We start from the raw sequence: 26,311 nt of genomic DNA, 5'->3' as shown, positions 1-26,311 counted from the left end.
AGTCTAAATCATCAACTGTACTTATGAACAGATCCTTACAGTTCAGCGGCGAACTCTCTTTGTTCTCCGAAGACATGTCGCAGCGCATCGCTGATCTCTCCCAGAGTGGCGTAGGCTTCAACTGCCTCAATGATAAACGGCATCAGGTTCTTGCTGCCTCGTGCTGCGTCCTGAAGAGCCTGGAGCCTGTTTTGTACCTGCTCGTTATCGCGCCGCTGGCGCAATGCCGCAAGTTTGGCAGCCTGACGCTTGCCTACCTCAGGATCAACCCGCTGAATTTCCGGTTGTACCTCATTCTCTATGGTAAAACGATTGACGCCCACAACAGTAGCAGTTCCTCGCTCTAAAGAGAGCTGATAGTCATAGGCTGCCTGTTCTATCTCAGATTGGAGGTAGCCCTTTTCGATGGCACGAACGCTTCCCCCGAGCTCATCTATCTTGTGGATATACTGCCAGGCAGCCTCTTCAAGCTGATTGGTCAGGGTTTCGATAAAGTACGAGCCTGCGAGGGGATCAACGGTGTCGGCGACGCCAGTTTCGTAGGCCAGAATCTGCTGTGTGCGCAGGGCAATACGAGCAGATTCTTCGGTCGGGAGAGAAAGTGCCTCGTCTTTGGAGTTGGTATGCAGTGATTGCGTGCCTCCCAGGACGGCGGCCATCGCCTGATAGGCGGTACGAATGATGTTGTTATCAGGCTGCTGTGCCGTCAGGGTTGAGCCGGCCGTCTGCGTGTGGAAGCGGAGCATCATCGAGCGTTTCTCCTGGGCGTGGAAGCGCTCGCGCATGATGTGTGCCCACATGCGGCGGGCTGCCCGGAACTTACAGATCTCTTCAAAGAAGTTGTTATGGCAGTTGAAGAAGAACGAGAGCTGCCCGGCAAATCTATCCACGTTCAGCCCTGCATCAATGGCCGCCTGTACATAGGCAATGGCATTCGAGAGGGTAAAGGCGATTTCCTGTGCTGCCGTCGCTCCCGCCTCGCGGATGTGATAGCCGCTGATGCTGATCGTGTTCCAACGCGGCACATGTTCGGCGCAATATTTGAAGATGTCGGTGATGAGGCGCATTGAGTGCTCTGGCGGGTAGATGTAGGTGCCTCTGGCGACATACTCCTTCAGGATATCGTTTTGAATGGTGCCTGAAAGTTTGCGGACATCGGCCCCCTGCTTTTTGGCGACCGCGATATAGAGCGCTAGCAGAATAGAGGCCGTGGCATTGATCGTCATTGACGTGCTGATCCGCTCCAGCGGGAGGCCATGAAGCAGCGTTTCCATGTCTTCCAGGCTGGAAATAGAGACGCCGACCTTGCCGACTTCTCCGGCGGCCAGGGGATGATCTGCGTCATACCCGATCTGGGTAGGAAGATCAAAGGCAACCGAGAGGCCCGTGGTGCCCTGTGAGAGCAGATAATGGTAGCGTTTATTTGATTCCTCGGCGGTGCCAAAACCGGCATACTGGCGCATGGTCCAGAAGCGTGAGCGGTACATGCTCGGCTGTACGCCCCGGGTAAACGGGAACTCGCCGGGATATCCCAGTTGCTCCTGAGGCTGAAACTGGGCCAGATCCTCCTGTGTATACAGTGGCTGGACTGGAATATCTGAACTGGTGGTAAATTGGACCTTGCGCTCTTCTACCTTCTCACGCGCCTTCCGGTAGGTTGTTTCCTGCCATTCCCTGGCGCTTTTGCTCACATGCTGCTGCATCGCAACATTCCTCCTTTGCATACCTCTGGCATTATAGCATACCTTCTGCGATGACCCCCGCATTCTGCTCTGGCAATGGGTCTTGAGTCCTGGTACCTCCACATTCAGGTTTCGGAACAGGTAGCTCTTCGCAGTAGCTTGCCCATCTCGGGTACGCGATTGAAAATGGTACCGGGCCACTTTGCCCGAAGTCGTTGAGGAGCGTGTTCAGGCGTCCTCTCCGGCGATAACAACCAGAATGTCACCCTGATCGACGGTCTGCCCTTTCTGGACGCGGATCTCGGTGACTTTACCGGTAAGTGGAGCAGTCAGGTCATTCTCCATTTTCATCGCTTCCAGAACCGCAACGGTCTGTCCTTCTTCAATATGATCGCCAACGGCCACGGGAAGGCCCACAACCAGTCCAGGCATCGGAGCGGTCACTTCGGCGGTGCCTGTACCTGCTGCGCCTTTGATCAGGCCACTTAATAGGCGGGTGCGCTCATCTTCGACGGTGACTTCAAAGCGTTGGCCCCCGATGAACAATTCATAGGTTTCACTTCCCTTCTGGCCGGGCCTGGTGATGCGACGGGCAAAAATATCATAGGAAAGGTTGCCGATCAAAAGGCTAAAATGGCCCTCCGCATGGGCCGCGCCCTGTGCGATATTTGCCAGTTGCGCGATCTGCTGCCAGTCGATGGTATAGGCGTTGCCATCAAGCGTGATCGTATTTTTCTGGCCGTTTTCGCCAACCTCAACACGATAGGAAGGTTTTTCTTTTCTGGTATGAAGCGTTGTAATGTAGGCCATAAGACATGCATTCCTCCTGGCACATAATAGCTTGCTTGTTCTTACATTTCGTGCAAACATTGTACCATACCTTTGAGAACGCTGTGAGAGCGGAAGAAAGGGGGGATGGGCGTAACAACAGCGGTGGGGCTCGTTGGATCGTGGCTCTTCTGACGCCACAGGGAAATTCTAACACTTCTCTAACATTCTTCCTATGCGCTTCTAACAATTTCTGTGGCATACTCATGTACGGATGAAGTAGTAGTTGTTCCACCATCCGTGAGAAATGAGCCATGTTCGCAGAACGCAATGAGAAACAGACAAATCAGCAGGCTTTTGAGAGCGAAACCGGGTTGCATGTGCAGTCGCGGCAGAGGCTCTATTGTGCGAACTGCGACATTGAGATTCTCTGGCGGCCAGTGGTGGTTCAGGGAAAGGTCTATTGTTGTGCGGGATGTGCAGCGGGTGGTCCCTGTACCTGCGACTACTCTCAGTATCGCTCGGTGAACATTGCCGGGGTGATCCATTATGAGCGGGAAAACGGGGGCGCGACTACTGGCGCTCCTGATGATAGGGAGATCCCTGAGCAATAACCATAGACTTTGTGAAACAAAAGGAGTATACGGCAGTGGCTAATATTCGTCCTGTTGGTGACCGCGTTGTAGTAAAGCCCGCGGCAAAGGAAGAAGTGACCAAGAGCGGTATCGTGATCCCTGATACAGCGAAAGAGAAACCCCAGGAAGGCACCGTGATTGCAGTTGGTAGCGGTCGCTTGCTCGATAATGGCGATCGTGCTCCTATCCAGGTCAAAGAGGGTGATCGCGTTCTGTTTGCCAAGTATGGCGGCACAGAATTCAAGCTGGAAGGTGAAGAATACCTCGTTCTTAAGGAAAGCGATATTCTCGCCATTATTGGTTAGTTGCTCATTGAAAAAAGAAGGAAAAGGACTGGGTTACAATGGCAAAGCAGCTCGTATTTAATGATGAGGCTCGTCGTTCGCTCAAGCGTGGTATCGATACACTTGCCAATGCTGTAAAGACCACTCTTGGTCCTAAGGGCCGCAACGTTGCTCTGGATAAGAAATTCGGCGCTCCTTCCGTTACACATGATGGCGTCACTGTTGCGAAGGAAATTCAGCTCGAGGATCCATTCGAGAACATGGGCGCTCAGTTGCTCAAAGAGGCCGCGACCCGCACAAACGACGTTGCTGGTGATGGTACCACCACCGCAACCGTGCTGGCTCAGGCTATCGTGACTGAGGGTCTGAAGAACCTGGCCGCCGGCGCCAACCCCATGCAGCTTAAGTATGGTATCGACAAGGGTACCGAGGCTGTTGTTGAGTACATCCGCAAGATGGCTATCCCCGTCGAGAGCAAGAAGGAGATCGCACAGATCGCCTCGATCTCCGCCGCTGATGAGCAGATCGGTGAGCTGATCGCCGAAGTGATGGACAAAGTCGGTAAAGATGGTGTCATCACTGTTGAGGAGTCCCGTGGTATCAACTTCGAGGTCGACTACGTTGAGGGTATGCAGATCGATAAAGGTTACATCTCTGCATATTTCGCGACCAACACCGAGAAGATGGAAGCCTCGATCGAGAACCCGTATATCCTGATCACCGACAAGAAGATCAGTGCCATTCAGGATATCCTGCCTTTGATCGAGAAGATGGTCCAGCAGGGCAATCGTAACATCGTCATCATTGCCGAGGATGTTGACGGCGAAGCGCTGCCGACCCTGGTTGTGAACAAGCTGCGTGGTATTCTGAACGTGCTGGCAATCAAGGCCCCTGGCTTCGGTGATCGCCGTAAGGATATGTTGCAGGATATCGCTGTACTGACCGGTGGTACCGTCATCAGCGAGGACATGGGCCGCCGCCTTGACAGCGCCACTCTGGAAGATCTGGGGACTGCTCGCCTGGTTGTCGCGCACAAAGACGACACCACCATCATCGAGGGTCATGGCAATCCCGAGGACATTCAGGCCCGCATCCGCCAGATCAAGGCTCAGATCGAGGCGACCACCAGCGACTATGATCGCGAGAAGCTTCAGGAGCGCCTGGCGAAGCTTTCCGGTGGCGTTGCCGTGATCAAAGTTGGTGCTGGCACCGAGGTTGAGCTGAAGTATCGCCAGACCCGCGTTGAGGACGCCCTGTCCGCGACTCGGGCCGGTGTTGAAGAGGGTATGGTCCCCGGTGGTGGCGTTGCTCTGGTTAACGCTGTTGCCGCTCTGGACGATCTGAAGCTTGAGGGTGATGCCGCGACCGGCGTGAGCATCCTGCGCCGCGCGCTTGAGGAGCCTCTGCGCCAGCTCGCCGCAAACGGTGGCCGTGATGGTTCTGTGGTTGTTGAGGGTATCCGCCGCGCTCAGAAAGAGCACAACAGCAACCGCATCGGTTATAACGTCCTGAGCGACAGCTATATCGACATGGTCGAGGCTGGTATTATCGACCCGGCGAAGGTGACGCGCTCTGCTCTACAGAATGCAGCCAGCATCGCCGCGATGATCCTGACCACCGAGGCCCTGATTACCGATATCCCTGAGAAGGAGAAACCCGCTGCTCCGGCAATGCCTGAGTACTAGTCGTTCTCCGTTTCGCAGATAGATCAAAAAAAGTGGCCTGCTTCCCGTTCCGGGTGGCAGGCCCTTTCGTTTGGAAATAGATTGAAAATCGGCGATTTATTGCGGAGAATCAAGCAGGATACAGTCGAAGCGAACGGTCCCGCTTTGCCTTTCAGTGACGACTTTCTGAATACCGACTGTGATATGCTCACCGATCTGGAACGGCAAGTGAGCCTGATTCAGGATACGACAGACGAAGCGCCGTGTTGGCTCTATCTGATCCGCGATCACGCAGCGAACGTAGGCCCGTTCTTCTCCCTGAAAGAACATTGTTTTCCCCTCTTCCTTTTCCTGGAGAATTCCAGCCCGAATCATCATGGAAGCGGCTCCTTTTTTTGTCCCCTTTGTTCTATCGTGTGCATAAGTGTTCTCGGCAGAAGAGGGAAGGCCCGGCACAACAAGACACCGGGCTCCTTTCTAAGCCGTATGTTGCGCTACTGGCTCTTTGCTCTCCTCAGGGATATGAAATGACCCGCGGAAGCGACGGCGTAACAGCATGGCCAGGGCTGGCCATCCATCTTTCCAGGGATTCAGCTTCTTGGCGGTGCGCGGGTTGTAGCTGATGGGCACTTCCAGGATCGTGTAGCCAGCCTGAAGCAGACAGGAGGTGATTTCTGGCTCTATCTCAAAGCGTTTGCCTTCCATCGGGAGCGCTTTGGCGACTGCACGCGGGAAGAGCTTATAGCAGGTCTCCATGTCGTGGATGCGGCTACCGTAGAGGAGGTTGGTAACGGCTGTGAGGAAGCGATTGCCCCAACGGGTCGTAAACTTCTGGCGTGAGAGGTTGCGATACCCGTAGACCGCGATTCGTTTGATACCGCGGGTCACTCCCTGCTCATACTTCTGCACCAATGCAGGGATGTCCTGTGGATCGTATTCCATATCGGCGTCTTGAATCGTGACCAGATCGCCGTTCACCAGCCCGAAGCCCGTCCGCAGACCTGCGCCTTTGCCCTGGTTATGATCGTGGCGGACATAGAGATATTTATTAAACGGTTCTTTTTGCTTTAGCTCCTGCAAAATTTCCCAGGTCCGGTCTGTTGAGGCATCATCAACAACAATGACTTCCAGATCCAGAGGAACTTCTGATAATGATTGTAGAATGGTTGCTACAGTTTGTTCTTCATTATAAACAGGAACGATTACTGATACACGCATAAAATAAGGCCTCTCTCCTACATATGGAATTTATTATAGGCGTTCCCTGAAAAAAGTTCTGTTGCCTGATTACACGAACGATTCAGAATGACAATAGCAACGGTTAAGTTACTTCCATGTATATATAGTCCCATCCGTCAGTGCAACAAAAAGTTGTCTTTCACTGAAATAGAGGGAACTGATCTGCCAGGGGTGATAAAACTTCTGAACAAGCTGGCCCGTTGCAGCATGCCATAAATCAATGACCCCTTCGTTGATCTCGCTATCTTCACGTGCAATCGCGATCCATTGACCGTCTGACGAGAATGCCAGGCGGGCGCTGCTTCCCATTGTACCCGAGGGTAAATCGCTAAAGGTTCCGTTTGTACTATCGCAGATACGCAGCTGATTTCCGGCAAAGCCAAAGGCAACCATACGAGCATCTGGCGTGACCGCGTAGGGAGGCGCACACGCAGCGCAATCTCCCACATCGAGCGAGATATCAATATGGGGGCGTGGTCCGCCAAAGCGCCCTCTGGCTGTCAGATCCCATCGTCTGAGGATCACTTTCTGCTGCTTTTCCCCTGGTATCTGGGCGCAGGAGAGGGTGAGCAGGTGGTTAGTGTCCTCGGAGAGCGCTCGCAGCCGGATAGCCCAAAATTGTCGATTTTCAATGTTTTCTTCAACACAGGTCACAGGGTCTATCAGTTTCTGGGTGTCATCCTCCATAATATGGCTGATAATGTCGCTGCCACGTACGCCCCATGAGCGCGGTGCCCGGATATCTCCTGGCAGGAGTGGAAGGGCCATTCGTACTGCCTGCTTCCCTTTTGCGGTCACCTGGGGCACGAGATCAAGGGAATAGTGAGCAGAGACGGCTCTTTCTGAGACATTATAACTCCAGAGGCGCTGACCACTCCATGCGTCCCAGACATGGACCGCCTGACGCCCCCAACCGGTTAGCAAGCTTCCAGCTTCTGAGAAGCGCAGTTCGCGCAGCGATTCAACGGTCGGGATAGGAGCTGCCGAGAAGGCAATTTCTTTGCAGGGCTGGTCGTCAACAAGTTGCCAGATCTTGCCTGTGCCGTCAAGGGTGCCTGCGGCGATCAATTGACCACTGGCGATGGAGATGCTGCGCAGAGCAGAGATCACTCCGAGCCCGGTATGCAGGCGCGGCCCTGAACGGAAAGGTCCCTTTGTGCAAAAAGTATTCAGGCCTGCAAATTCCAGGTCCTCCTGTTCGCTGAAGCGTTTGGGTCTGGAACGAGGCCGTGTCTGGCCGATGACGCCACCACGAATCGCATCGTAATGCTGTCGCTTTTCGGGATCGCTCAGGACGGCATATGCCCGATTGATCCGCTTCATTTGAATTGCGCTTCCTTCGCCTGCCAGATCGGGATGATGCTGTCTGGCAAGCTGGCGATATGCACGTTTCAGTGTTTCGTTATCCGCATCCTCTGAAACGCCAAGAATGGCATAGTAATTTTCAGGAGTGTCCATAATAACTATCTGGCTTATCGGTTCAGGTTGTACGAATGGCGCATCTGCATTCTCTATAAGGATACAATACGCGTGCGCTTGCGGTCATCCTTCATAGTATATCTGCGCCACCGCCAGATATACCACGTGGCAAATGTGCGATATGGTTTCCAGCGTTCCCCGAGGGCAAGCAGCTCTTTCCGCCCGGGCCGCTCTGGCAGACCGTATGCCTGTCGCACGCCCTCAACAAGACCAAGATCGTCAACTGGAAGCACATCCGGACGCGCCAGAGAGAAAATCAGGATCATTTCGGCGGTCCAGCGCCCGATTCCCTTCACAGCGGTGAGCTGTTGAATAATGGTCTCGTCGTCCAGCTCCGGCAGGCGCTCCAGATCAAGCTGTCCGGTCAGAATGTGTTCAAGGAGATTACGGACATAGCGGGCCTTTGCATTGGAAAAGCCGAGGGAACGCAGATCTTCATAGGCCAGAGGAAGAAGCGTATCAGGGGTGATCTTCCCATCAGGGACAGCCTGTCGGATACGCGCCATGATCGCATCTGCCGCTTGAACGGATATCTGCTGCGAAACGATGGCATCAACCAGGGCTTCAAAAAGATTGGGTTCGGGCTCAATGGTGCAAGGCCCCACCAGCTCAATGGCATGGTTCAGGACTGGATCGACCTGTTTGAGGTGCTCTGTTGCCTTTATGCGCAATGTGGCAAAGGATTCTTGTTCTGTCATACTCTTTTTGGGCTGCGACTTCTCTTTATTGATCAGGTCTCTATTGTACGACATATGAACCTTTTCGTCAGCAAGTACTGGGAAAAATGGTCAGGAGAGCCCTATACTGGTGGATATGACTTTCTACTTCTTCTGATCGCTTTTTGTATCCGTATCTGGCTTTACAGGCGAAGTGAGGCCCCGGTCTCGGGGCGCTGAAACCACTCTCTGGCTGCTCCGATATATGTTCGCAGCAGTGGCGCGAAGTATTCACGGGCCTCCTGCATGGTTTCGGGGGCTGGTGCTTGCCCTGACTCAAAGCGTTGCTGAATGACCGCCGCAGCCTCATCCGCAATCTGTTCGGCTGAGAGGCGCTGATCTTCCGCTAAGTACTGCTCAGTCATTAAAAAGCCCATCATAATCGCGCTAACCGAGTACAGTTGGGTTCGGACATCCATATCAGTACGAAGCAGTTGCCTTTCACGCAGGAAGAGCAAGAGTTTCTCGATAACTGCCAGTTTTTGCTGAGCCAGTGTAGGCGTGCCAACGTTCGCCAGTTGCAAAAAGTCACCGAGCAGATCGGTATCGTTGAGAAAGAGGGCTCTGGTCAGCGGGCGGTTCAGCGTCACAAACAGGGAGTGTCTGGTCAGGTGGGAAAGCAGGATGCCTTCGGGGTCTGCCTCGATCCTGTGAAGCATCTCCTCTCCTGCGCGAAGGAGTTCACGGAATATGGCCGCAAGGAACAGCGCTTCACGTGATTTCCAGTGCAGGTAGATGGTGCCTTTTGCCACGCCTGCCTGTCGGGCGATGTCGTCAATGGTGGTCTTGCGATAGCCCCAGCGAAGCATCAACTCAACGGCGACATCCAGAATGCGATCTGCACGCTCCTGTCGTCTGGTGGAATCGGATTGTAGTGATCGAGCCATTGTGTTCCTCCCTTCCCGCGCCGGTGTTCTGTTATGACTTTTTGGCTGTATCTGGTCACATATTCAGAGTTTGAGTATAGAGCGCCGGCCTGGAAATGTCAAGTACGGGGTTATTGCTCAATTTTCTCTTCTTTTCTGGATGTCGTACAATGCAAGAGAAACTGTCTTTTTTCGGGAGAAACACTTATGGCCGAGCAGCAACCACCCCGACAGGGTGAACATACGCACACCAACCGCTTGATTCATGAGACCAGCCCGTATCTCTTACAGCATGCTCATAATCCAGTGGATTGGTATCCGTGGGGAGATGAGGCACTGAAGCGGGCCCGGCAGGAGGATAAGCCTATCCTGCTGAGCGTTGGCTACTCTTCTTGCCACTGGTGTCATGTCATGGAACATGAGTCGTTTGAGAACGAAGAGATCGCAACCCTGATGAACCAGAACTTTATCTGTATCAAGGTTGATCGGGAGGAACGCCCGGATATCGACGCGATCTATATGCGTGCGGTTCAGGCCCTGACGCAACAGGGAGGCTGGCCGATGACCGTCTTTCTGACGCCTGATGGTCGTCCGTTCTTTGGTGGAACCTATTATCCGCCCCGTGATCGTCATTATGGTCAATATATGATGCCGGGCTTCCCGCGGGTGCTGCTCAGTATGGCGCATGCCTATCGAGAGGAGCGGGAAAAGGTCGAGGAGCAGGCGAATCAGCTTGCCCAGTATCTCCAACAGCAGAGTGAGGCGCCACTATTACAGCGCTCAACTCGGCACATCGAGTCGCTTGATCTGCTAGGCACAGCCAGCCATGCCCTGATTGCTGAATATGATGCGCAGCATGGTGGCTTTGGCAGTGCTCCGAAATTTCCGAATACGATGGCGCTTGAACTGCTGCTGCGCGTCCACCTGCACCGGGAAAAGGGCGAGATCGAGGGACAACCTCCTCGCTATTCCGAGCTACAAGTGGTGGAACACTCACTGCAACAGATGGCTCAGGGTGGGATCTATGATCAACTGGGGGGCGGTTTCCATCGATATTCCGTTGACGCGGAGTGGCTGGTTCCGCATTTTGAAAAAATGCTGTATGATAACGCGCTACTCAGTCGCGTCTATCTGCATACCTATCTGGTAACAAAAGAGCCGTTGTATCGGCGTATTGTTGAAGAGACGCTGGCCTATGTCATGCGCGAGATGCTCTCGCCTGAGGGAGGCTTCTACTCGACGCAGGACGCCGATAGCGAGGGGGTTGAGGGCAAGTTTTTCCTCTGGACACCCGAGGAGATCGAGCAGGCGCTTGAGTCGCAGGATGCCCGTATCTTTATGCGCTATTATGATGTGACGCGTCAGGGCAATTTTGAGGGCAAAACGATTTTGCATGTTGTCACCAGCGTGCCCGAGCTTGCGGCTGAGTTTCAGCGCTCACCCGAGGAGATTGAGCAGGCTTTGCGGCGTGGACGAGAGCGGCTCTTCCAGCTCCGGGAGCAGCGTGTGAAGCCCGGACGTGATGAGAAAATCCTGACCTCATGGAATGGCCTGATGCTGCGCAGTTTCGCGGAGGCGGCGCGTCATCTCCAGCGTGAGGATTACCTGCAAGTGGCGCTGAAGAACGCGGAGTTCCTGCTATCCACCATGCGCCAGAACGGGCGTCTTCTACGCACCTACAAGGATGGTCGGGCGCATATTCAGGGATATCTGGAAGATTATGTGTTTCTGGCTGATGGTCTGCTGGCTGTCTATGAGGCGTGCTTTGACGTTCGCTGGTTCCAGGCGGCTCAGGAGCTGGTGGAGCAGGCAATTGCGCTCTTTGCCGATGAGCAGAACGGCGGTTTCTTCGATACTGGTAAGGATCATGAGGAATTGATCTGCCGGCCAAAGGATATTATGGACAACGCAACGCCTTCGGGGAACAGCGGTGCGGCGGATGTGCTGCTGCGGCTGGCTGCCTTTACCGGTGAGAGTAGCTATCGGGAGCGAGCAGAGAACTATCTACAGGCACTCGCGGATGTGATGGTACAGCACCCCCAGGCGTTCGGACATGCACTGGGAGCGCTGGACTTTGCCCTGTCACCAGCGCGTGAAATCTCGATTCTGGGAGATCCGGCCTCAGTGGACACACAGGCGCTTCTGGCTGTGGTCAATCAGCGGTATCTACCGAACAGTGTGCTTGCCTGTGTTCAGCCGGAGAACAAGGCAGTGCTGACGGCCATACCATTGCTGGCTGGCCGTTCCATGCTCCAGCAAAAGGCAACCGCCTATGTCTGCCAGAACTTTATCTGTCAGCAACCGGTTTCATTTCCACATGAGCTGGAACAGATGCTAGCATGAGAAGGAGAACGCGGTTTCAGGGAGGGCTGCCTTTAGTCGTTAACGTAGCGTAGCTCTCCTTCTACCTGATGGCGGCACAGCATGCCACCTTCAGTAAGCTGTTCAAGCGCCTTTGTAGCGGCATCAAGTTCCTTTTTGCCAGAGGCATCTTTACCAGGGGGGGTGAAGAACTGCACCACTTTTTGAGGTGTCAGGATGGTCAGAGATGCGTTATTCTCTTTGAGGTAGCGTTTAACCTCCTCTTTGTACCAGCCGACCAGATCGTCAACGCGGTCTGGTTCGGGGGTAACGACAACCATAACGGGGCACGAAGCAAGCTGCAGGACGCGCTGAGAGACACTACCAACCAGCATACGCCGGAGGCGATGCTTGAGCGTATCGGCATGTCTGCCAACAACGATAAAGCTGGCATTATGTTCTCTGGCAGCTCGCACGATCTCGTCTGCTGGTACCCCTTCGCGAATGATGCTCTCGGTGCGCTCCAGTCCAATTCCGCGCTGTTCTAGCAGGAGGCGCGCTTTTTGTAGCGTTTCTTCTGCCAGGGTACGCTGCGCCGGTGTGACGACGCCGGGAAGGACCTGCCCGACATACATTCCTGGCTGCGCAGGAATGACCTGCGTAACCGGTATGACGTTTAAAAGCAGCAAACGAACCTGGGGGGCAGCACGCTCGACAAACTCGCTAACGGCCTGCAAGGCGTACTGAGCTGTCGGAGAAAGTTCAGAATCGATACCAAGCAGGATAGACTTATTCATGTCCCTCAGTCCTTTTTGTGGGACTGGTCACTTTTTTTTGGTTACGCAAGACATTGTACAAATCGCATGTTGCGAGTAATCTTATATATAAAGTATACCTGCTTTATTCATTTGTGGCAAGAAATGGTACATTTGACAGAGTAAAGTGTGCGAGTAACCAGGCAGGGGAAGGGACTGAGAGGGATACTGTACTCGCGTATAGATCATCACTGAATTTTTGTCGGAGATCGATTGAGAGAGATGGCAGCTTCTTCAAGAACCTATTTTTCGGGAGCGACAGATTTCTGTACATGATCGTTGTGTACTGTAGTGGTTGTAGTGAGGGGAGATCCCAGGGAAGCCGGAGCGTAACCGCAATTGCGCAAGAAAGGCTTTAGAAGCGAACCTGCGGAAGGTTTTGAGTAACCGCAAGATGCTGCGTTTATTCTCGTAGTGCGTCCACCCGGTGGAGGGGAGACGTACTATCCGGCCTTCAGTACAACTGAAGAGGAAGTAGGACAAGAGCAAATGGGGATCAGAATGGATAAACCACCTGGCGAAATGAGCCTGACGGAGTTGATGGAATGTAGCGTACGTGAAATGGGCAAGTATCGTCGGAAAGAGCCATGTAACGACCAGTATTGTTTAGAGGTGCTGCGCCGTGCAATTGTCGAACGTTGTGAGGAGGCGTGGCTTGTATTACAGAAGCTGTTCAGTGAAAGTATTCGTCTCTGGATTGGACGTCATCCCAGTCGTGAGGCGGCGCTGCGCCTGGAGCATGAGCAGACCTATATGGACGATACCTTCCGACGTTTCTGGCAGGCAGTAAGTGATCAGAAGCTGCGTTTCTCCACTCTCGGAGGGGCGCTGAGTTATCTGCATCTCTGTTTGAACTGCGCAATTATGGATACCCTGCGTGCCTACTCACGTTCTACCGTCGAGCCAATGCCTGACTATCATCAGGGGAATCATGACGAGCCCTTTGTGGTTGACCGCTATCATGAGAACGAATTGTGGCACGTCATTCAATCGCTGCTCCCCGGTGAAAAGGAGCGTCGGGTTGCGTATCTCCATTTTCACTGCAATCTCAAACCGCGCGAGATTGTACGCTATTGCCCGGATGAGTTTCACAGTGAAGACGAGATTTATCGGTTAAAGCGCAATATTATGGAACGCCTTTTACGCAATGCCGATAAGATTCGCTGGAAACTCGGGAACGGTGACGCCTGATTGGGAGGGCAGATATCTCGTTTGATGGTAACACTCTATACTTCTGTGATGGTGGTCTGAAAAGGTCCATGCAATTGTCTGTTACAGGGAGAGGTGGCCTGAAGCCGCGCTCTCCTTTGTTTTACCCGCCGGTTCTCTTTTCCTATTGTGCTTTGCTGGCTGTTAGTCCGGGCGAGTACAATAGTTATGTGCACATGTATCTATGTAGTGCGAGCGCTCTTCAGAAGCGGGATAAGAGTCTATACCTGTTCTCCAGAATGGCGCTCAGGTGAAAATAGAGTGCGAAAAATCTGCTCTCCGGCGTTTATAAAACAGCAGCAACCTAAACAACCGTCTAAATTGCGCTAAATGTTTAGAGAAATTGAAGGACCCGCTCATGATGGATTGTGTACATGCAATGGCACCTGATGATGACGAACTGCTCCGGTTTATTCTTGATGAGGAGCCATTGCGCGCTGAGACACAGGAGCATCTCAGACAATGTGAGGTTTGTCGTCAGCGACTGGTATTTTACAAGGAAACGAATGCGTTTCTGGTGTCGAGGCTGTATCGGAGCCAGTGCCCCGATGCGACAGCATTAAACCTCTTTTGCGCTCATATGCTCCCTGTCGATGAGGTGATGAAGATTACAGGACATCTGAAGGAATGTCCGCTTTGTAACAGGGAAGTGCAGGAGATCCGCCAGATCCTCGCTGATTTTGACCCCTTCCCCGTGCCTCCTTCACCGCGAGAAGCCCTGCGTGGCTTTGTTGAACGAATCGTGGCAACGCTGGTTCCCTGGCAGCCACAGTTTGTGACGCGAAGCGCCCTACATGAAACTCCGACTGAGAGTTCCTGGCCTCGTCAATATCGGGCCGGTTCTCTGAATATCTCTCTGCATCTCTCACGTACCAGCTATGGGGAAGCGATGATTCTCGGCTTGTTTTCCAGTGTTGATCCAAATGTCAGTAGCGAAACCTTTGAGGGAGGCTCTGTTTCTCTCTACACCGCTGCTCTCTTTCCTTCAGCACAGGAGATACCCGTTGATCCCCCTCTGTTGGAGGCGTCCATTGATGATCTTGGGAACGTGGTTTTAAAGCCGGTGCCAACTGGTGAATATGTGATGGTGGTCACCTTGCCTGAAAATGAAGTAGTGATTCCAGCTCTCTCCATTCCCGCAAGCTAGTGCCTGAAACTGCTTGCGCGGCGGTATTGTTTCGCTTTCAGCCGAAAGGGAAGAAACGCAACAGCTTTTTGCTTCCTGAAAGTAGATGGACTATTATTAAGGAAGATGCAAATGTTGTTTTTCTTCACATCCGCTGTTATGGGGTTGTTATGGATGTCGCACAATTCTTTCGCGAGGTGTTTGTTCGTGATTTTGAGGAAGGAAAAGCATACATCCTCTCTCAGGCTCGCTCGATTGAAGACCCGCTGGCGCTGGCCCGGGCTTTTAAAGAGGAGGCTTCAAAACAACTGTATGCTGACCCGTCTATCTCCTTAAAATACAGCGAGCTTCTGATCTTTTTCGGACAGGAGCTACAGATTCCTTTAGCCTATGGTCTCGGTCTCTCCGCGAAAGGGGATGCGCTTTCGACGCTAGGGTATCATCAAGCGGCCCTTGAGTGTCTGGAACGTGCCGGGCAGGAATTTCTACGCCTCGGAGATGAGTATCTTTGGGCGCGAAGCCGAATGAAATGGCTGATCTCCTGCGCGTCGGCGGGTCAGATTGAGAAAGCGTTACAGGAAGCCGCAACGGTACGAGCGGTGTTTGAGCGGCGGGGTGATCGTTACTGGATGTGTGCTGTTGATCTCAACACCGCGATTATTTATAAGCAGGCCGGCCTTTGTCAGAGCGCGATTGAACTCTATGATCGTGTGCTGGCTATTTATGCTGAGCTTGTTCAGGACGGCGATCCGAATGTCTATCGCTCGATTGCGATTGCGGAAAATAACAAGGCCAGTAATCTCTCAGTGCTTGGCCGTTTCTCTGAGGCATATAGCCTGCTCTATAGCGCTCGAGAGCGCTTCCTTGCCCTCGGGAATATCTGGCCCGTGATGATCACGGAAATTACGCTTGCTGATATCGATTTTGCTCAGGGCTATTATGGTTCGGCCCTGAAACGCTTCTATCAGCTACGCGATTTGTTTGAGCAGCATAAGCTGACCGATGCCCGATTGCTGGCCGGTATCTTGCTTCAGATGGCGCTCTGTTTGGTCAAGCTTGGTCGGACTCAAGAGGCCTATCGGCTTGCCACTGAGGCTCTGGAACAGTTCGAGCCGAAAGAGGGGTCCTGGGAGGCGGGTGATATGCTGCATCAGTATGCGCTGATCCTGGTGGCGGTAGGGCGCACAAAGGAGGCCCTGAACTCGCTACAAGAGGTTGTTGAGCTGTTCCATGCCCGTAACCTGATGTATTTCTCTAATATTGCTCGGCTCCAGAAGGCCGAGTTGTTGCTTGAGTTGGGGCGTTGGGCTGAGGCAGCAACCGAGGCCCGTGAGCTTCGGCAGATCTATCAGCAGCAGACATTGCAGCAGCTTCTCCTCCGTACTGAAATTGTGCTGGCTGATGCCTGTATTTCGCAGGCGGAACGCTGTGCTGCTGATGCTGACCAGCGACAGAAGCTGTTGCAGGAAGCAGCAGAGCTGTGTCTGCATTGTGCCACGCGAGCCCGACAGCATAATTTTCAGGAACTGGTGTATAAATGCCGCTATTTGCAGGGGCGTCTGGCGCTCCTGCGGGGGAATGAGGGTCAGGCTGCACGCTATTTTGGGGGCGCGATTGCCCAGGTGGAACGCATTCTCGGGAATCTGCTCTACGATCTTTCGCCCTCGTTCCTGCGTACAACCTGGAACATGTACGAGGATATGATTGTGCTGCAATTGCGCCGTGGCAAGAAAGAGCAGGCCTTTCGGTATCTGGAACGCGCACGCTCGATCTCTTTGCGACAGTATTTAAATGTTGCTCCGGTCACTGCGCAGCAAGCTCAGGGGACGGTCTGGCAGGAACGCGGTACACTCTTCCTGCAGAAGCAGACCGAACTTGAGCAATGGCAGGAGCGCTATCGTAAATGTAGCGCTCAACTTGCGACGAATGATCCGCTGCTGCTCGCCCTGGTTGACCGAGAGGCTGTCAAAGAGGAGATGAACCTGTGCGAGGCAAAGATCAGTGAGCTTTTTGAGTGGCTGTATGTTCAGCAGATCGAAATACCCGATCATCAAGATTCGTCGTTGCGCTCGACTTTCCGTAACGTACGGACGGTCGATATCGCGCAGTTGCGTGCCTGTCTGCAACCGGATCAGGTGGTTCTGACCTATTATTTGTGTCGCGATGATGTGGTCATCTTTGCGCTTACTCCCGATACATTGGCTGTTTTTGAGGTGCCGGGAGCAGCGCTTCAGGTGGAACGCTACCTGCCGTTGTTGCATGCCCATCTACAGCCAGCCGGATGGTCTGACCCTGCGAATCCGCCACAGCAGGGACTTCGTGGGCTACTGCGCCGTCTGCACAAGCTGCTGATCGAGCCTGTGGCTTCGTGCTTGCCGCCACGCGAAGGGCTGATCACAATTGTGCCGTATGGGCCGCTGCATTCATTGCCCTTTCACGCGCTCTTTGATGGCGCGCGCTTTTTGATCGAGGATTTTCAGATCAGCTATTTGCCCGCAAGCACGCTGTTGACGCGAGCCATGCAGCCGGTGGCGGAGCATAAAAGCGCGTTGAACGAGCCGCTCATCTTTGGCTGCTCGGGGAATCGAGAGCTCCCCTCGGCTCGGCGTGAGGCTCTGGAAGTTGCTGAACTGTTGCGTGGCCGCTGCTATTTGGAGCAGGAGGCAACAGGGGAGAGGCTTCGGATGCTGGCCTCTGGTGCGCCGGTCATTCATCTGGCAACCCACGGTCATAGCAGACTGGACGCGCCGAATTTTTCCGCGGTGCTGCTTGCTGATGGGCTGCTGACAGCCTTTGATGCTTTCCACCTGGATCTTCATTGCTGTGAACTGGTGACGTTAAGCGGCTGTGAAACGGGACTTGCGTTGAGTGGCGGAGGTGACGAACAGCTAGGACTAGGACGTGCGTTTCTGGTGGCGGGCGCTGCCTCCCTGGTAATGACGATCTGGTCGGTAGAGGATAATTCTACAGGTCTATTTATGCATTATTTTTACCATCAGATCTTGCAGGGAGAAAGTAAAGTACAGGCATTGCGTACTGCTCAATGTCAGCTATTGCGGAGCTCTGCGGCCTACGCGCACCCGTACTTCTGGGCCGCTTTTCGGCTGGTTGGTAATCCGGGGCCGCTTGGCAGTGCGGTGAGGACCCAGCTAGAGAAGCAGGAGTCTCAATCAGTGTGAGGTGGGGGGCTTTGTCCTCCCACTTTTTGTGAAGAGAAGATAGGAGAAAAAATAGGGGGATAGTCGTTTATTTAAACGAAAATGTTATTGAAATATTTGGAGGAATACATGTCTGAAGAACATTATCATTTGTCTACCCCCTGGTGGAGTGCTCCTGTCATGTACTGGTTTGAACATGAACTGGTGGTGACGTTTCAATCGGATGTACCTCATACACATGGTACGGCTGTTGTGGCTGATTCTCTGAATATTGATGAATTAAACTCTTTTCTAATCAATCGCGGTTTTAAACTGGCCCCTCTGGGCTCTTCTCATTCTCACACTCATACTCATGACCATACGCAAATCAATGAACAACATACTGAACTCAAGCATGCGATGAAAAAGTGTCTCTTCTGTTCTCCTGCTTCAACCGGTACCACCGTTGTGGGTTTCTTCGCGGTAGAAGAGGTGGAGATGCACCATCAGTTGCAGGATGTTGAGGGGCCGGGATATGATACCTCTCCATCTCGTCGTGTGGTCAACATGTTGAATCAGAACCTGCAAGCATTGCGTGAGCATGCGCGTATTCCTATCGTGTCAGCGGCTCCAAACTGGTTGGGCGGTGCTACGCCTCAGGGGTGTATTTCTCATGGAAGCCCGGTTTATCCTCCGTTTCCGGTGCCCGTCGAGGATAGCTGTCCAGAACATCCAGGAAGCTGGTCGCTTTCTCTGCCTGAATTGAAGAATACCCCTCTTGAAACGAAGACGGGGAAAGGCGTAACGGTCTTTGTGCTGGATACCATGCCTGCGACAGCCGGAGACCCACAGGCGGCAATCCGCGAGGCGGCTCAACGTGCAGGTGATTCCAATATGCTCTTGCAGACGATCGCAGCACAGATGAACCGCGAGGAATCGCCCTCAATCAAATTCTACTATCAGCAGCTTTCCGAAGAGCTTGGCGAGGGGGCGGATGATCAGCTCGTCACCGGACGCGATATCTATGGGAAACTCTATGGCTTCCCGATGCCAGATCATGGCCTCTTTGTGACTGGCATCCTGCGCGATCTGGCGCCAGATGCTGATATCGAGTATGTGCGGGTACTGAACGATTTTGGCGTGAGTGATAGTTTAACGGTTATCAATGCGCTGGAAGCCATTCATGCACGCATGCAGCCAATTAATCCGCGCACGGGCCAGCCGGGTGATCTGCATAACAAGCCGGTCGTCATTAATCTGAGCCTGGTGCTGACGCCTTCAGATGAGGATCTCTTTAAGTACTGGCATGCTGCCGGTGCCTGCACGCCTCAGGAGCATGTGCAGATGATGTATGACATCAATCTCTTGCGGGCGCCGCTGCATCATGCAATTCAACGCCTGGTAGAGTCTGGCGCGGTCATTGTCGGGGCAGCAGGCAATGACTCCAATACGGATAGCACCCCGACCCGTATCGGCCCACGATATCCGGCCGCCTTTCCGGAAGTGATCGCGGTGGGTGCGGTTGATCGTCGTGAGCGGGCGGCACGCTACTCAAACTATCCACAGATTCCGCCAAAGGGCAATGGTATCGCGACTTATGGCGGTGGCTCGCCGACCCTGAACGAGATTGAGTATGGGATTGCGGATGCGATGATTGGCGTGTATACCGGGTCCAGATATCCCGCACTTGAAGCGAAGAACCCCCCAGAGCCTGCCTATGAGGGGAACAATCATTGTTGGGCATTCTGGTCGGGAACCTCGTTCGCCACCCCGATTGTCAGTGCGGTTGCCGCTCGCATTCTAGAACACATTCAACCGTTGCAGTTGCCTGCACGGCACGTTGCTGCCGAGGTACAATGGATCTTGACCGATCCTCACGGTCAGCATGAGGTATTCGGGACAACGTTAAGCACACAGCCAGAACTCGGGGTAACGCTGCTGCGTGCCACGCAGTGCCGCCCCGAGCGACCGCGCTTCGGACGCTAAACGCTGGAAGCAAACAAGAAAGAGGCAGGATAGTTCACGCTATCTTGCCTCTCTTTGTATCGAACATGCTGTTTTAGCTTCTACCACCTGTCAGTAATTTCAAGATGACGAGCAGAAGGGCGGCTCCCAGGAATGAGATGAAGATGGTTCCACAGAAGTGATAGGTCCCGCCTATATTCAGGGCACTGGCCAGGTATCCCCCGATTACCGCACCGATCAGGCCGACAACCGTATTACCCAGACAACCCAGACCTCGACCTCGGACGAGCAAGCTGGCAATATATCCAGAGATGAGACCAACCAGTAACCAGGCAATAATATCGCCTGGTTGGAGTAGTACGCCGATGTGAATGCCTTGAAATTGCATTGTGTGCTTTGCTCCTCTTTGTGCTATAGGGGCTTGTTTGTGTCCCGGTTTCCCGGGTGTTGTTATCTATGTTGTTGTTATCAATATACGCGGATTCAATGTCGGAGGTTATATTTTATTGCTTGCCTGGATGGCAGAGCTGAGAAACTGACCTTTTGTCCATTGTATGAGTGCAAGCGTGTGTGTTACTGTATACATATATTTGTTATCATACTGAGTCCAGGAGTATTACTTGTATGTCCTCTGTGTCCAGAGACCCTGAGACAGAGCACACCATAAAGGGTCGAGAGGCGCACACTACCCGCTCTTCACCTCTTTCAGTTCTGTCCTCTTTTCTTCATTTGCCTCGTAATGTGTATCTTTTGCTTGTATTCACCCTGGGCAAAGGATTACAGCTTACGATCGCAACACTTACAATTAACTATTATGCATACAGTCTTGGGTATACGCAGGAATTCATCGGGATTTTTAGTGCGATGCCAGCGATCGGTGCTTTTCTGGGGGCTTTCCCTGCCGGCCTCCTGGCCGACCGTTTTGGGCGCAAGCCGATCCTGCTTGCCAGCGCTATTTTATCTCCGCTTTTTCTGGTCTGCATAGGTCTGGTAACGTCGGCTCCGTTGTTGCTTGCCTTCAGTCTGATTCAGGGTTTGGTGTCAACTGCATACTGGGTAACGAATCTCCCTCTGTTGACCGAGAGTACGACGGCAAACCAGCGCGTGGGTGTGATTGCTCTGAACAGTTTCCTGATGCTTGGCATTGGTTCACTGGGTAACCTTCTCGGAGGAGCAATCCCGGAGTTTGTTGCTGGCCTGTTGCATGTTCCCGCGAATAGTCCGGAGCCGCTACGTTGGGGTGTGATTGCTGCCTCACTCTTTACTTTCCTTTTTGGTTTGCCGCTCTGGCTCTTGAAGGAGTCGAAGCCGGTAGATGAGGCGCCAGCGGCTGAGACGGTGGTTGCGGTGCCGGAGCCAGGGGCTGCTGAGGCCGTGGTTGCGTCTACAGAACCGAAAGCATCTCAGGAGAAGCTGCCGGTCTGGCTCTTTGTTAAGCTGCTGATTCCTGATTTGCTCTTTACAATGGGTGAAGGGGCTGTGGTTGCCCTGATACAGATCTACTTTGTGATCCGGTTTCAGCTTTTGCCGGGCGAACTGGGCGTGATCTTCACTTTTTCGGGTCTGGCGGGTGGTATCTTCTCGTTGTTGGCTCCCTTGCTGACCAGGAGATGGGAGAAGATACGCATCGTGACGCTGGTGCAGTATATCAGCGCGCCCTTGATGGTATTGATCGGCTTTGCGCCTTCCCTGTTGGTAGCAATCGGGGGCGAATATGCCCGCTCGATTTTGCGTACGATTATTGAACCGGTATATGCAACTTTTGCGATGGAGCAGGTGTCGAATCGCCATCGTTCCAAGCTGGCTGGATTGTATTCCACAACATGGAGTATTGGCTTTAGCGTTGGGCCTTCAATTGCGGGCTGGCTACAGCAACACGTCAGTCTCTCCACATCCTTTGTGTATGGCGCGGGATGTCTTGTCCTGAGTGCGACGCTGTTGCTCCTGTTCTTCGGGCGAAAGCGGAGGGTTGTGTCATCCTCATAGCTCTTATCCCCTGAAGAGAAGCGTTCCTCCCTCTCTTCGGGGGCTATTGTTTTAGGTTGGGTTGATATGGTAAGGTAAGGTTGCTACTACTCTTGATAAATAAAGAAAAAGTCCTGATACCTGTAATAAGCGATAGTGAAACGCACTGAAAAAGGTATACTGCATAGTATGGCAATGCATATCTCTATTGGTCAATATAGACTTGTCGTTTCAATGGTAAGGAGTATGGAAAGTTGAGCGTGCTTGACACCCGACGACCACCTGATATACCACCGGAAGATTGTAAGCCACCTCGATCAACACAGCTATTTTCTCAACCTGTCGTGGCGGCATATCCTGCCCCTCAGCGCTTTTCTTTTTCGTGGGCTCCTGCTGAAGGATGGCTTCCGTTAGTGCTGCTTGCAGTTGCGTTGTATAGTGTTGTGTATTCGGTCATTGCGGCAAACTGGGTCAGGCATGATACTTTGCTCTTTATTTGTCCGGCGGTTGGCCTGTTGGTTGGATTGGTAATCTCAAAAGTGTCGAAGGTGCCGCAATCGGTCCTGCACTTGTTGGCTTGCCTGTTCGGTCATACATTGGCCGTACTGGTGACGTGTATGCTGGCCTATCATATACCGATACAAACCTTGATAGAGACGACACGTCAGGCGTTCATTGGTGGCTTTCAGGCAATGGAGGCTATTGAGCGTCTGTTCTTCTTCTACCTTGCTTTCCTGGCGTACTTCCTGGGTTACTTTGGTAGCTGGCTGATCTATCGGGCCCGCTTGCCCTGGCTGGTTGCGCTGGTCTATGCCTCGATCATCCTGGTAAATCTCAACTACGTCAAGGCAGATTATAGCTATCTGGTTGTCATTCTGGCGGGAGCACTCGCGTTACTGATCGCTCGGGTTCAGCTAGCTGCGCAGATTTACAATTGGAGACAGGACGGCCTCTATACGGACCGTTCCTGGCTCCGTGCAATGACGCTGCGTCGGATGCAATTTGCCTCGGTAATAACGCTGCTTGCGGTTCTCGGGGCATGGTTCCTGCCCATTGTTGCTCAGCCTGCCCAGGGACGTGAGTTCTGGGCACGACTGGATGCGGCCTGGAATAATGTGGTTTCTGGACGTATCACGCCAGAGAATCTGGGGGATATCTTCAATGCGACTCCCGCGAACTTCTTTAGTGACCGGATGACCATTACTGGCTCTGTCAGCCTGCCGACTGGTGAGGTGCTTTCCTATACCACTACCGCTAATGCGCCACAATATCTGCAAGGCTTTACGTATAATGTTTTCGATGGCCGCACCTGGACGATTGAACCTGGAATGCTCTCTTCGGCCTACTTCCCGGCGGGGGCGACCCTACCCGACGATATTGTGCATGATAGCTCAACATCAACCATCGCAACGAATATCACCATGTTCAATCCGCCGCTTGGACCGAAGTACTATGTCTTTGCCCCTGCTCAACCTCATCGTTTCACGATCCCTACAATTGTGCGATCTGATGTGACCATGAGCGCATGGGAGAAAGAGGAGCGCTTACAGAAGGATGAGCGTTACACAGTGGAGTCGATCCTGCCTGTCTCGGATTCCCGTCTCCTCTCAACGGTCCCTTTGCCTTCACAGAACTCATCCTTCTGGCAACAAGATCGCTACTATCAGGCGCTTCTCACTGGCTATGTCCAGCTTCCGCCCAATCTTTCGCCAGCGGTGGAGAGGCAGATGCAAGCGTGGACCGAGGGGGCGCACAATGCCTATGATGCTCTGAAGCAAATAGAGAAGCATCTAAGTGATAGAAACGAATTTACCTATTCTATAGAAAATACACCTATTCCATCGAATACCAATGTTGTTGATTGGTTGCTGCAAACGCGAGTCGGGTATTGTACCTACTATGCCAGCGCCATGATTGTGATGGCTCGTATGCTGCATATCCCGACGCGGATGGCAAATGGTTTTAGCCCCGGCCACTATGATTCACAGCGCAAGGCCTGGGTTGTGAATGGGAGCGATGCCCATAGCTGGGTACAGGCCTATTTCCCGCAGTATGGTTGGGTAAACTTTGATCCAACGCCGGGCTTCTCGGGTGATGGGTCGCAGTCGCTTGTGATTTCTCCACCGGAGTCAACGCAGCCGGCCGTTCCGACGCAGATAGCCACCGCAACCCAGGTCACGCAGAAAGAGGCGCCAACCAAGCAACCGCAAGTAGAGAAGCCCAATTCGTCAGAGTCTCAAGACGAGAGGGACAATCCCGCAGTCTCCGTCCTGTTGACCGTGCTGATCCTGCTCACACTGGGTATTTCTCTGGTAGCGGGAGTGGTCGCGCTGTGCTCTCTCTGGTGGCGCAGGCTCTATGCGGGTAGCTCACCAATTGCTGGCGTCTATTGGCGGCTCTGCTGGTTAGCCGGTCGGGTCGGCTTTGCACCGAAGCCCTGGCAGACGCCGTATGAGTATAGTAGGGCGCTGGGGCAGCAGGTACCACAGAAAGCGCCGTATCTCTGGCGTTTAACCGAGCTGTTTGTGCGTGAGCGCTGGGGTAAAGGAGCCGCTCGACCGGAAGAGGCCGAGCAGATACATTCAGCATTGCGAGATCTCCACTGGCAGCTTTTCAAGCGGAAGTGGCTGAGACGCACAAAGTAGAAAATGACAGAGGCATATCATTGATGTGCCTCTTTTTTTTGTGTGTTATACGGGTGCTTGCCTATGTACGGATGTATTGATGTATGTTACGTTCGCTGACTCTTTTCGTCTCCCTATTAAGAGACGTCTGGAATTTTTGGGATGATGTGGAGAGGGGGAGTATGACCAAGCGTTCTGTACCGCTCATCGTCTGTCACTATGGATGGGGACGCCGCTTGAGCCTCTATCAAGACCACCTCGATTTACATGGAAAGCGCTATGCACTCACGGATTTACTTCAGGTACGGGCTCGCTACTTTCGCATTTTGGGTATCGCCTCGGCTCGACTTGAACTACGCTTTCGCTCGTCCATGGTCATAGTGCGTGGTATCGCTGCGGTTGAGGAAGCCCGCCGAATCGCTGAATATTTACATAGGTATGTGTCGACGTCACGCCGGAACGTCTATCGCTCTCGCCCGCGGCGAATGGTGACGACCGCAGATCAGCCGATCCGAAGCTTTTCCCGAATGCGCAAAGCGGCAACCACCGAAGAGCGAGGGCCCGTTCAGGTGTCCCACTGGTTGCATCGATATCAAGAGTTGCGTGAGCGGAGGAAACAGCGTTTACAGTCAGAGCGCTCGCTTCGCGAGTATGGCTTTGATGTTGAACAATTGAGGTTACGCTTGCAGCAAGAGACCTTGCCACGTGTTCCCGTCCCGGTACGCCTTCTGCCCGGGGAGTATGCCCATTATAGCGCTGATGTGACGCTTTGTGATGAGATCCCCCCGGACGCACAGATACAGCGTTATCCTGCACGGGATCATGGCAAGCTGATCCTGACCAGCGAGCGCTTGATTTATTTTGGACGCAAATGTCAGATTGTGCTTGGTTATGGACGCCTGGTTGAGGTAACGGAGCTTCAGGGGGCCATCGCGTTTACGGCGGAACACTGGTCAAAGCGTGAGCTGTTTGCGGTGAAGCGCCCGCTAGAATTTCTGATGTATCTGGAAACGATTGTACAGCGTTTCCAGCAAGTGCAGCATATCAATCAACGGCTCTCGCCGTGGCGTGGCACCTCCGTTCGTCAGGTGTTCTCTTTTTCATCTGGAGAAGAGCGTCAGCCTAGAACGGATGCGCTTTCTGGTGATCTGCTCTCAACGGATGAACATGAGGTCGCTGGACGCCGGGTGAGACGACTCAGTTCGCTACCGGACAAATTCTGAGGGTGAGCTATGATAGATACAGTAATGGCATTGTGGAATCAGGAAAAGCAGCGAGGAGGGTTGAAAGAACGCTTCTTTTACGCCGTGCTTGGTGGATGTCTGTGTGTTGGGCCGATGATATGCTATACCTTCTGGCAGATGTTCTTTCCGCTCAGAAGCGTCGAGCCGATACAGGTCATTACCATGACGCAACAGAAGAGCAAGCTGCAAATTGTGCCCCGTAACGAAAGCGAGATGCGGCGCTCACTGACGCTGCTTCCTGTGCAGCCGCGCGCGGTGGCGACGACGCCTGCGGAGGTGGTCGTTCCCCCGCCTGCTCAGGTGGTGTTCCCGGTCGCGACTCCTGAGCCAATCGCGACACTACCGGTTGAGCAGGAGCGGCCGCCCATCGCGCTCCCGACGCCGACGCCGGGACCTTCACACGTCACTCCTGAGCGGAAACCACCTGCCCCCGATCCCGGGAAGAAGAAAAAAGAGCCCGAACCGGGACCGATCATTCGTGTACCAGATATTCCTTCTGTGCCGGACCCCCTTTTTATTGCTGATCCAACGGTACCACCGATTCCAACGATAGTGGTACCAGAGCGCTAGGAGCCAGAGGACAGGATATCTG

At 53.3% G+C, this 26,311-nt stretch carries 21 protein-coding genes; 12 read left to right on the top strand and 9 right to left on the bottom strand.

Annotated elements, in window-relative coordinates; translation table 11 throughout:
- Positions 1-35: 35 nt before the first annotated feature.
- Positions 36-1,703, bottom strand: coding sequence for an acyl-CoA mutase large subunit family protein (locus EI42_RS04755; protein ID WP_111319315.1), 1,668 nt, complete (start codon positions 1,701-1,703; stop codon positions 36-38).
- Between the two features lie 207 nt (positions 1,704-1,910).
- Positions 1,911-2,492, bottom strand: a complete 582-nt coding sequence (locus EI42_RS04750) for an acyl-CoA carboxylase biotin carboxyl carrier protein subunit (protein ID WP_170142352.1) — start codon at positions 2,490-2,492, stop codon at positions 1,911-1,913.
- A gap of 272 nt (positions 2,493-2,764) precedes the next feature.
- On the opposite strand from EI42_RS04750, the gene EI42_RS04745 reads away from it, so the two are divergent.
- Genes EI42_RS04745 through groL form a run of 3 tightly spaced genes read left to right on the top strand, consistent with a single transcriptional unit; the run spans position 2,765 to position 5,054 of the window.
- Positions 2,765-3,064 (top strand): hypothetical protein, encoded by a 300-nt coding sequence (locus EI42_RS04745; RefSeq protein WP_111319311.1) that lies wholly within the window; start codon positions 2,765-2,767, stop codon positions 3,062-3,064.
- A 35-nt stretch (positions 3,065-3,099) separates the two neighbouring features.
- Complete coding sequence (groES, locus tag EI42_RS04740) at positions 3,100-3,390, top strand: co-chaperone GroES (RefSeq protein WP_111319309.1); 291 nt, start codon at positions 3,100-3,102, stop codon at positions 3,388-3,390.
- A gap of 38 nt (positions 3,391-3,428) precedes the next feature.
- Complete coding sequence (groL, locus tag EI42_RS04735; RefSeq protein WP_111319307.1) at positions 3,429-5,054, top strand: chaperonin GroEL; 1,626 nt, start codon at positions 3,429-3,431, stop codon at positions 5,052-5,054.
- Positions 5,055-5,150: 96 nt separating this feature from the next.
- On the opposite strand, the gene EI42_RS04730 is transcribed toward groL, so the two are convergent.
- The 5 genes from EI42_RS04730 to EI42_RS04710 all read right to left on the bottom strand — a co-directional run bounded on the left by EI42_RS04730 (position 5,151) and on the right by EI42_RS04710 (position 9,354).
- Positions 5,151-5,411, bottom strand: a complete 261-nt coding sequence (locus EI42_RS04730; protein ID WP_111319305.1) for a hypothetical protein — start codon at positions 5,409-5,411, stop codon at positions 5,151-5,153.
- Between the two features lie 99 nt (positions 5,412-5,510).
- The gene (locus tag EI42_RS04725; RefSeq protein ID WP_111319303.1) at positions 5,511-6,251 is read right to left on the bottom strand and encodes a glycosyltransferase family 2 protein; all 741 of its coding nucleotides are present in this window, start codon (positions 6,249-6,251) and stop codon (positions 5,511-5,513) included.
- Positions 6,252-6,359: 108 nt separating this feature from the next.
- Positions 6,360-7,730 carry a DnaJ domain-containing protein gene (locus tag EI42_RS04720; protein WP_111319301.1) on the bottom strand — a complete coding sequence of 457 codons (1,371 nt, stop codon included), beginning with the start codon at positions 7,728-7,730 and terminating at the stop codon, positions 6,360-6,362.
- Between the two features lie 53 nt (positions 7,731-7,783).
- Complete coding sequence (locus tag EI42_RS04715; protein ID WP_170211505.1) at positions 7,784-8,449, bottom strand: DNA-3-methyladenine glycosylase family protein; 666 nt, start codon at positions 8,447-8,449, stop codon at positions 7,784-7,786.
- 161 nt (positions 8,450-8,610) lie between these two features.
- Entirely contained in the window at positions 8,611-9,354 is a 744-nt protein-coding gene (locus tag EI42_RS04710; RefSeq protein ID WP_111319296.1) for a TetR/AcrR family transcriptional regulator, read from the bottom strand.
- Positions 9,355-9,540: 186 nt separating this feature from the next.
- Here EI42_RS04710 and EI42_RS04705 point away from each other — a divergent pair, with 186 nt between their 5' ends.
- Positions 9,541-11,676 (top strand): thioredoxin domain-containing protein, encoded by a 2,136-nt coding sequence (locus EI42_RS04705; protein ID WP_111319294.1) that lies wholly within the window; start codon positions 9,541-9,543, stop codon positions 11,674-11,676.
- Between the two features lie 32 nt (positions 11,677-11,708).
- Here the strand turns inward: EI42_RS04705 and EI42_RS04700 are convergent, their stop codons facing one another.
- The gene (locus EI42_RS04700; RefSeq protein WP_111319292.1) at positions 11,709-12,431 is read right to left on the bottom strand and encodes a universal stress protein; all 723 of its coding nucleotides are present in this window, start codon (positions 12,429-12,431) and stop codon (positions 11,709-11,711) included.
- A gap of 519 nt (positions 12,432-12,950) precedes the next feature.
- On the opposite strand from EI42_RS04700, the gene EI42_RS04695 reads away from it, so the two are divergent.
- From EI42_RS04695 to EI42_RS04680, 4 genes are all read left to right on the top strand, one after another.
- The gene (locus tag EI42_RS04695) at positions 12,951-13,640 is read left to right on the top strand and encodes a hypothetical protein (RefSeq protein WP_111319290.1); all 690 of its coding nucleotides are present in this window, start codon (positions 12,951-12,953) and stop codon (positions 13,638-13,640) included.
- Positions 13,641-14,016: 376 nt separating this feature from the next.
- On the top strand, positions 14,017-14,805 hold the full coding sequence (locus EI42_RS04690) for an anti-sigma factor (protein WP_137686118.1): 789 nt from the start codon (positions 14,017-14,019) through the stop codon (positions 14,803-14,805).
- Positions 14,806-14,954: 149 nt separating this feature from the next.
- A complete protein-coding gene (locus EI42_RS04685; RefSeq protein WP_137686117.1) occupies positions 14,955-17,963 on the top strand; it encodes a CHAT domain-containing protein in 3,009 nt (1,002 codons plus the stop codon).
- 108 nt (positions 17,964-18,071) lie between these two features.
- On the top strand, positions 18,072-19,907 hold the full coding sequence (locus EI42_RS04680; protein WP_170142351.1) for a S8 family peptidase: 1,836 nt from the start codon (positions 18,072-18,074) through the stop codon (positions 19,905-19,907).
- Positions 19,908-19,980: 73 nt separating this feature from the next.
- Here the strand turns inward: EI42_RS04680 and EI42_RS04675 are convergent, their stop codons facing one another.
- Complete coding sequence (locus EI42_RS04675) at positions 19,981-20,274, bottom strand: GlsB/YeaQ/YmgE family stress response membrane protein (RefSeq protein WP_111319282.1); 294 nt, start codon at positions 20,272-20,274, stop codon at positions 19,981-19,983.
- 236 nt (positions 20,275-20,510) lie between these two features.
- Here EI42_RS04675 and EI42_RS04670 point away from each other — a divergent pair, with 236 nt between their 5' ends.
- From EI42_RS04670 to EI42_RS04655, 4 genes are all read left to right on the top strand, one after another.
- Positions 20,511-21,872 carry an MFS transporter gene (locus EI42_RS04670; RefSeq protein WP_111319280.1) on the top strand — a complete coding sequence of 454 codons (1,362 nt, stop codon included), beginning with the start codon at positions 20,511-20,513 and terminating at the stop codon, positions 21,870-21,872.
- Between the two features lie 239 nt (positions 21,873-22,111).
- Positions 22,112-24,496 carry a transglutaminase TgpA family protein gene (locus tag EI42_RS04665; protein WP_246046398.1) on the top strand — a complete coding sequence of 795 codons (2,385 nt, stop codon included), beginning with the start codon at positions 22,112-22,114 and terminating at the stop codon, positions 24,494-24,496.
- Positions 24,497-24,657: 161 nt separating this feature from the next.
- The gene (locus tag EI42_RS04660; protein WP_111319276.1) at positions 24,658-25,698 is read left to right on the top strand and encodes a hypothetical protein; all 1,041 of its coding nucleotides are present in this window, start codon (positions 24,658-24,660) and stop codon (positions 25,696-25,698) included.
- Positions 25,699-25,707: 9 nt separating this feature from the next.
- Positions 25,708-26,289: a hypothetical protein gene (locus tag EI42_RS04655; protein ID WP_137686115.1), complete on the top strand. Its 582-nt coding sequence runs from the start codon at positions 25,708-25,710 to the stop codon at positions 26,287-26,289.
- The last annotated feature ends 22 nt before the right edge of the window (positions 26,290-26,311 follow it).

Source organism: Thermosporothrix hazakensis, assembly GCF_003253565.1.
GTDB lineage: Bacteria > Chloroflexota > Ktedonobacteria > Ktedonobacterales > Ktedonobacteraceae > Thermosporothrix > Thermosporothrix hazakensis.
Note: the sequence above shows the minus strand (reverse complement) of the source record. Positions and strands in the feature narration are given on the sequence as shown.

Excerpts from the sequence above, each read along its gene's own strand:
- EI42_RS04685 (WP_137686117.1), top strand. The coding sequence starts at position 14,955 with ATGGATGTCGCACAATTCTTTCGCGAGGTGTTTGTTCGTGATTTTGAG.
- EI42_RS04715 (WP_170211505.1), bottom strand. The coding sequence starts at position 8,449 with ATGACAGAACAAGAATCCTTTGCCACATTGCGCATAAAGGCAACAGAG.
- groL (WP_111319307.1), top strand. The coding sequence starts at position 3,429 with ATGGCAAAGCAGCTCGTATTTAATGATGAGGCTCGTCGTTCGCTCAAG.
- EI42_RS04725 (WP_111319303.1), bottom strand. The coding sequence starts at position 6,251 with ATGCGTGTATCAGTAATCGTTCCTGTTTATAATGAAGAACAAACTGTA.
- EI42_RS04690 (WP_137686118.1), top strand. The coding sequence starts at position 14,017 with ATGATGGATTGTGTACATGCAATGGCACCTGATGATGACGAACTGCTC.
- EI42_RS04655 (WP_137686115.1), top strand. The coding sequence starts at position 25,708 with ATGATAGATACAGTAATGGCATTGTGGAATCAGGAAAAGCAGCGAGGA.
- EI42_RS04660 (WP_111319276.1), top strand. The coding sequence starts at position 24,658 with ATGACCAAGCGTTCTGTACCGCTCATCGTCTGTCACTATGGATGGGGA.
- EI42_RS04700 (WP_111319292.1), bottom strand. The coding sequence starts at position 12,431 with ATGAATAAGTCTATCCTGCTTGGTATCGATTCTGAACTTTCTCCGACA.
- EI42_RS04695 (WP_111319290.1), top strand. The coding sequence starts at position 12,951 with ATGGATAAACCACCTGGCGAAATGAGCCTGACGGAGTTGATGGAATGT.
- EI42_RS04720 (WP_111319301.1), bottom strand. The coding sequence starts at position 7,730 with ATGGACACTCCTGAAAATTACTATGCCATTCTTGGCGTTTCAGAGGAT.
- EI42_RS04675 (WP_111319282.1), bottom strand. The coding sequence starts at position 20,274 with ATGCAATTTCAAGGCATTCACATCGGCGTACTACTCCAACCAGGCGAT.
- EI42_RS04670 (WP_111319280.1), top strand. The coding sequence starts at position 20,511 with ATGTCCTCTGTGTCCAGAGACCCTGAGACAGAGCACACCATAAAGGGT.
- EI42_RS04730 (WP_111319305.1), bottom strand. The coding sequence starts at position 5,411 with ATGATGATTCGGGCTGGAATTCTCCAGGAAAAGGAAGAGGGGAAAACA.
- EI42_RS04755 (WP_111319315.1), bottom strand. The coding sequence starts at position 1,703 with ATGCAGCAGCATGTGAGCAAAAGCGCCAGGGAATGGCAGGAAACAACC.
- EI42_RS04680 (WP_170142351.1), top strand. The coding sequence starts at position 18,072 with ATGTCTGAAGAACATTATCATTTGTCTACCCCCTGGTGGAGTGCTCCT.
- EI42_RS04710 (WP_111319296.1), bottom strand. The coding sequence starts at position 9,354 with ATGGCTCGATCACTACAATCCGATTCCACCAGACGACAGGAGCGTGCA.
- EI42_RS04705 (WP_111319294.1), top strand. The coding sequence starts at position 9,541 with ATGGCCGAGCAGCAACCACCCCGACAGGGTGAACATACGCACACCAAC.
- EI42_RS04750 (WP_170142352.1), bottom strand. The coding sequence starts at position 2,492 with ATGGCCTACATTACAACGCTTCATACCAGAAAAGAAAAACCTTCCTAT.
- EI42_RS04745 (WP_111319311.1), top strand. The coding sequence starts at position 2,765 with ATGTTCGCAGAACGCAATGAGAAACAGACAAATCAGCAGGCTTTTGAG.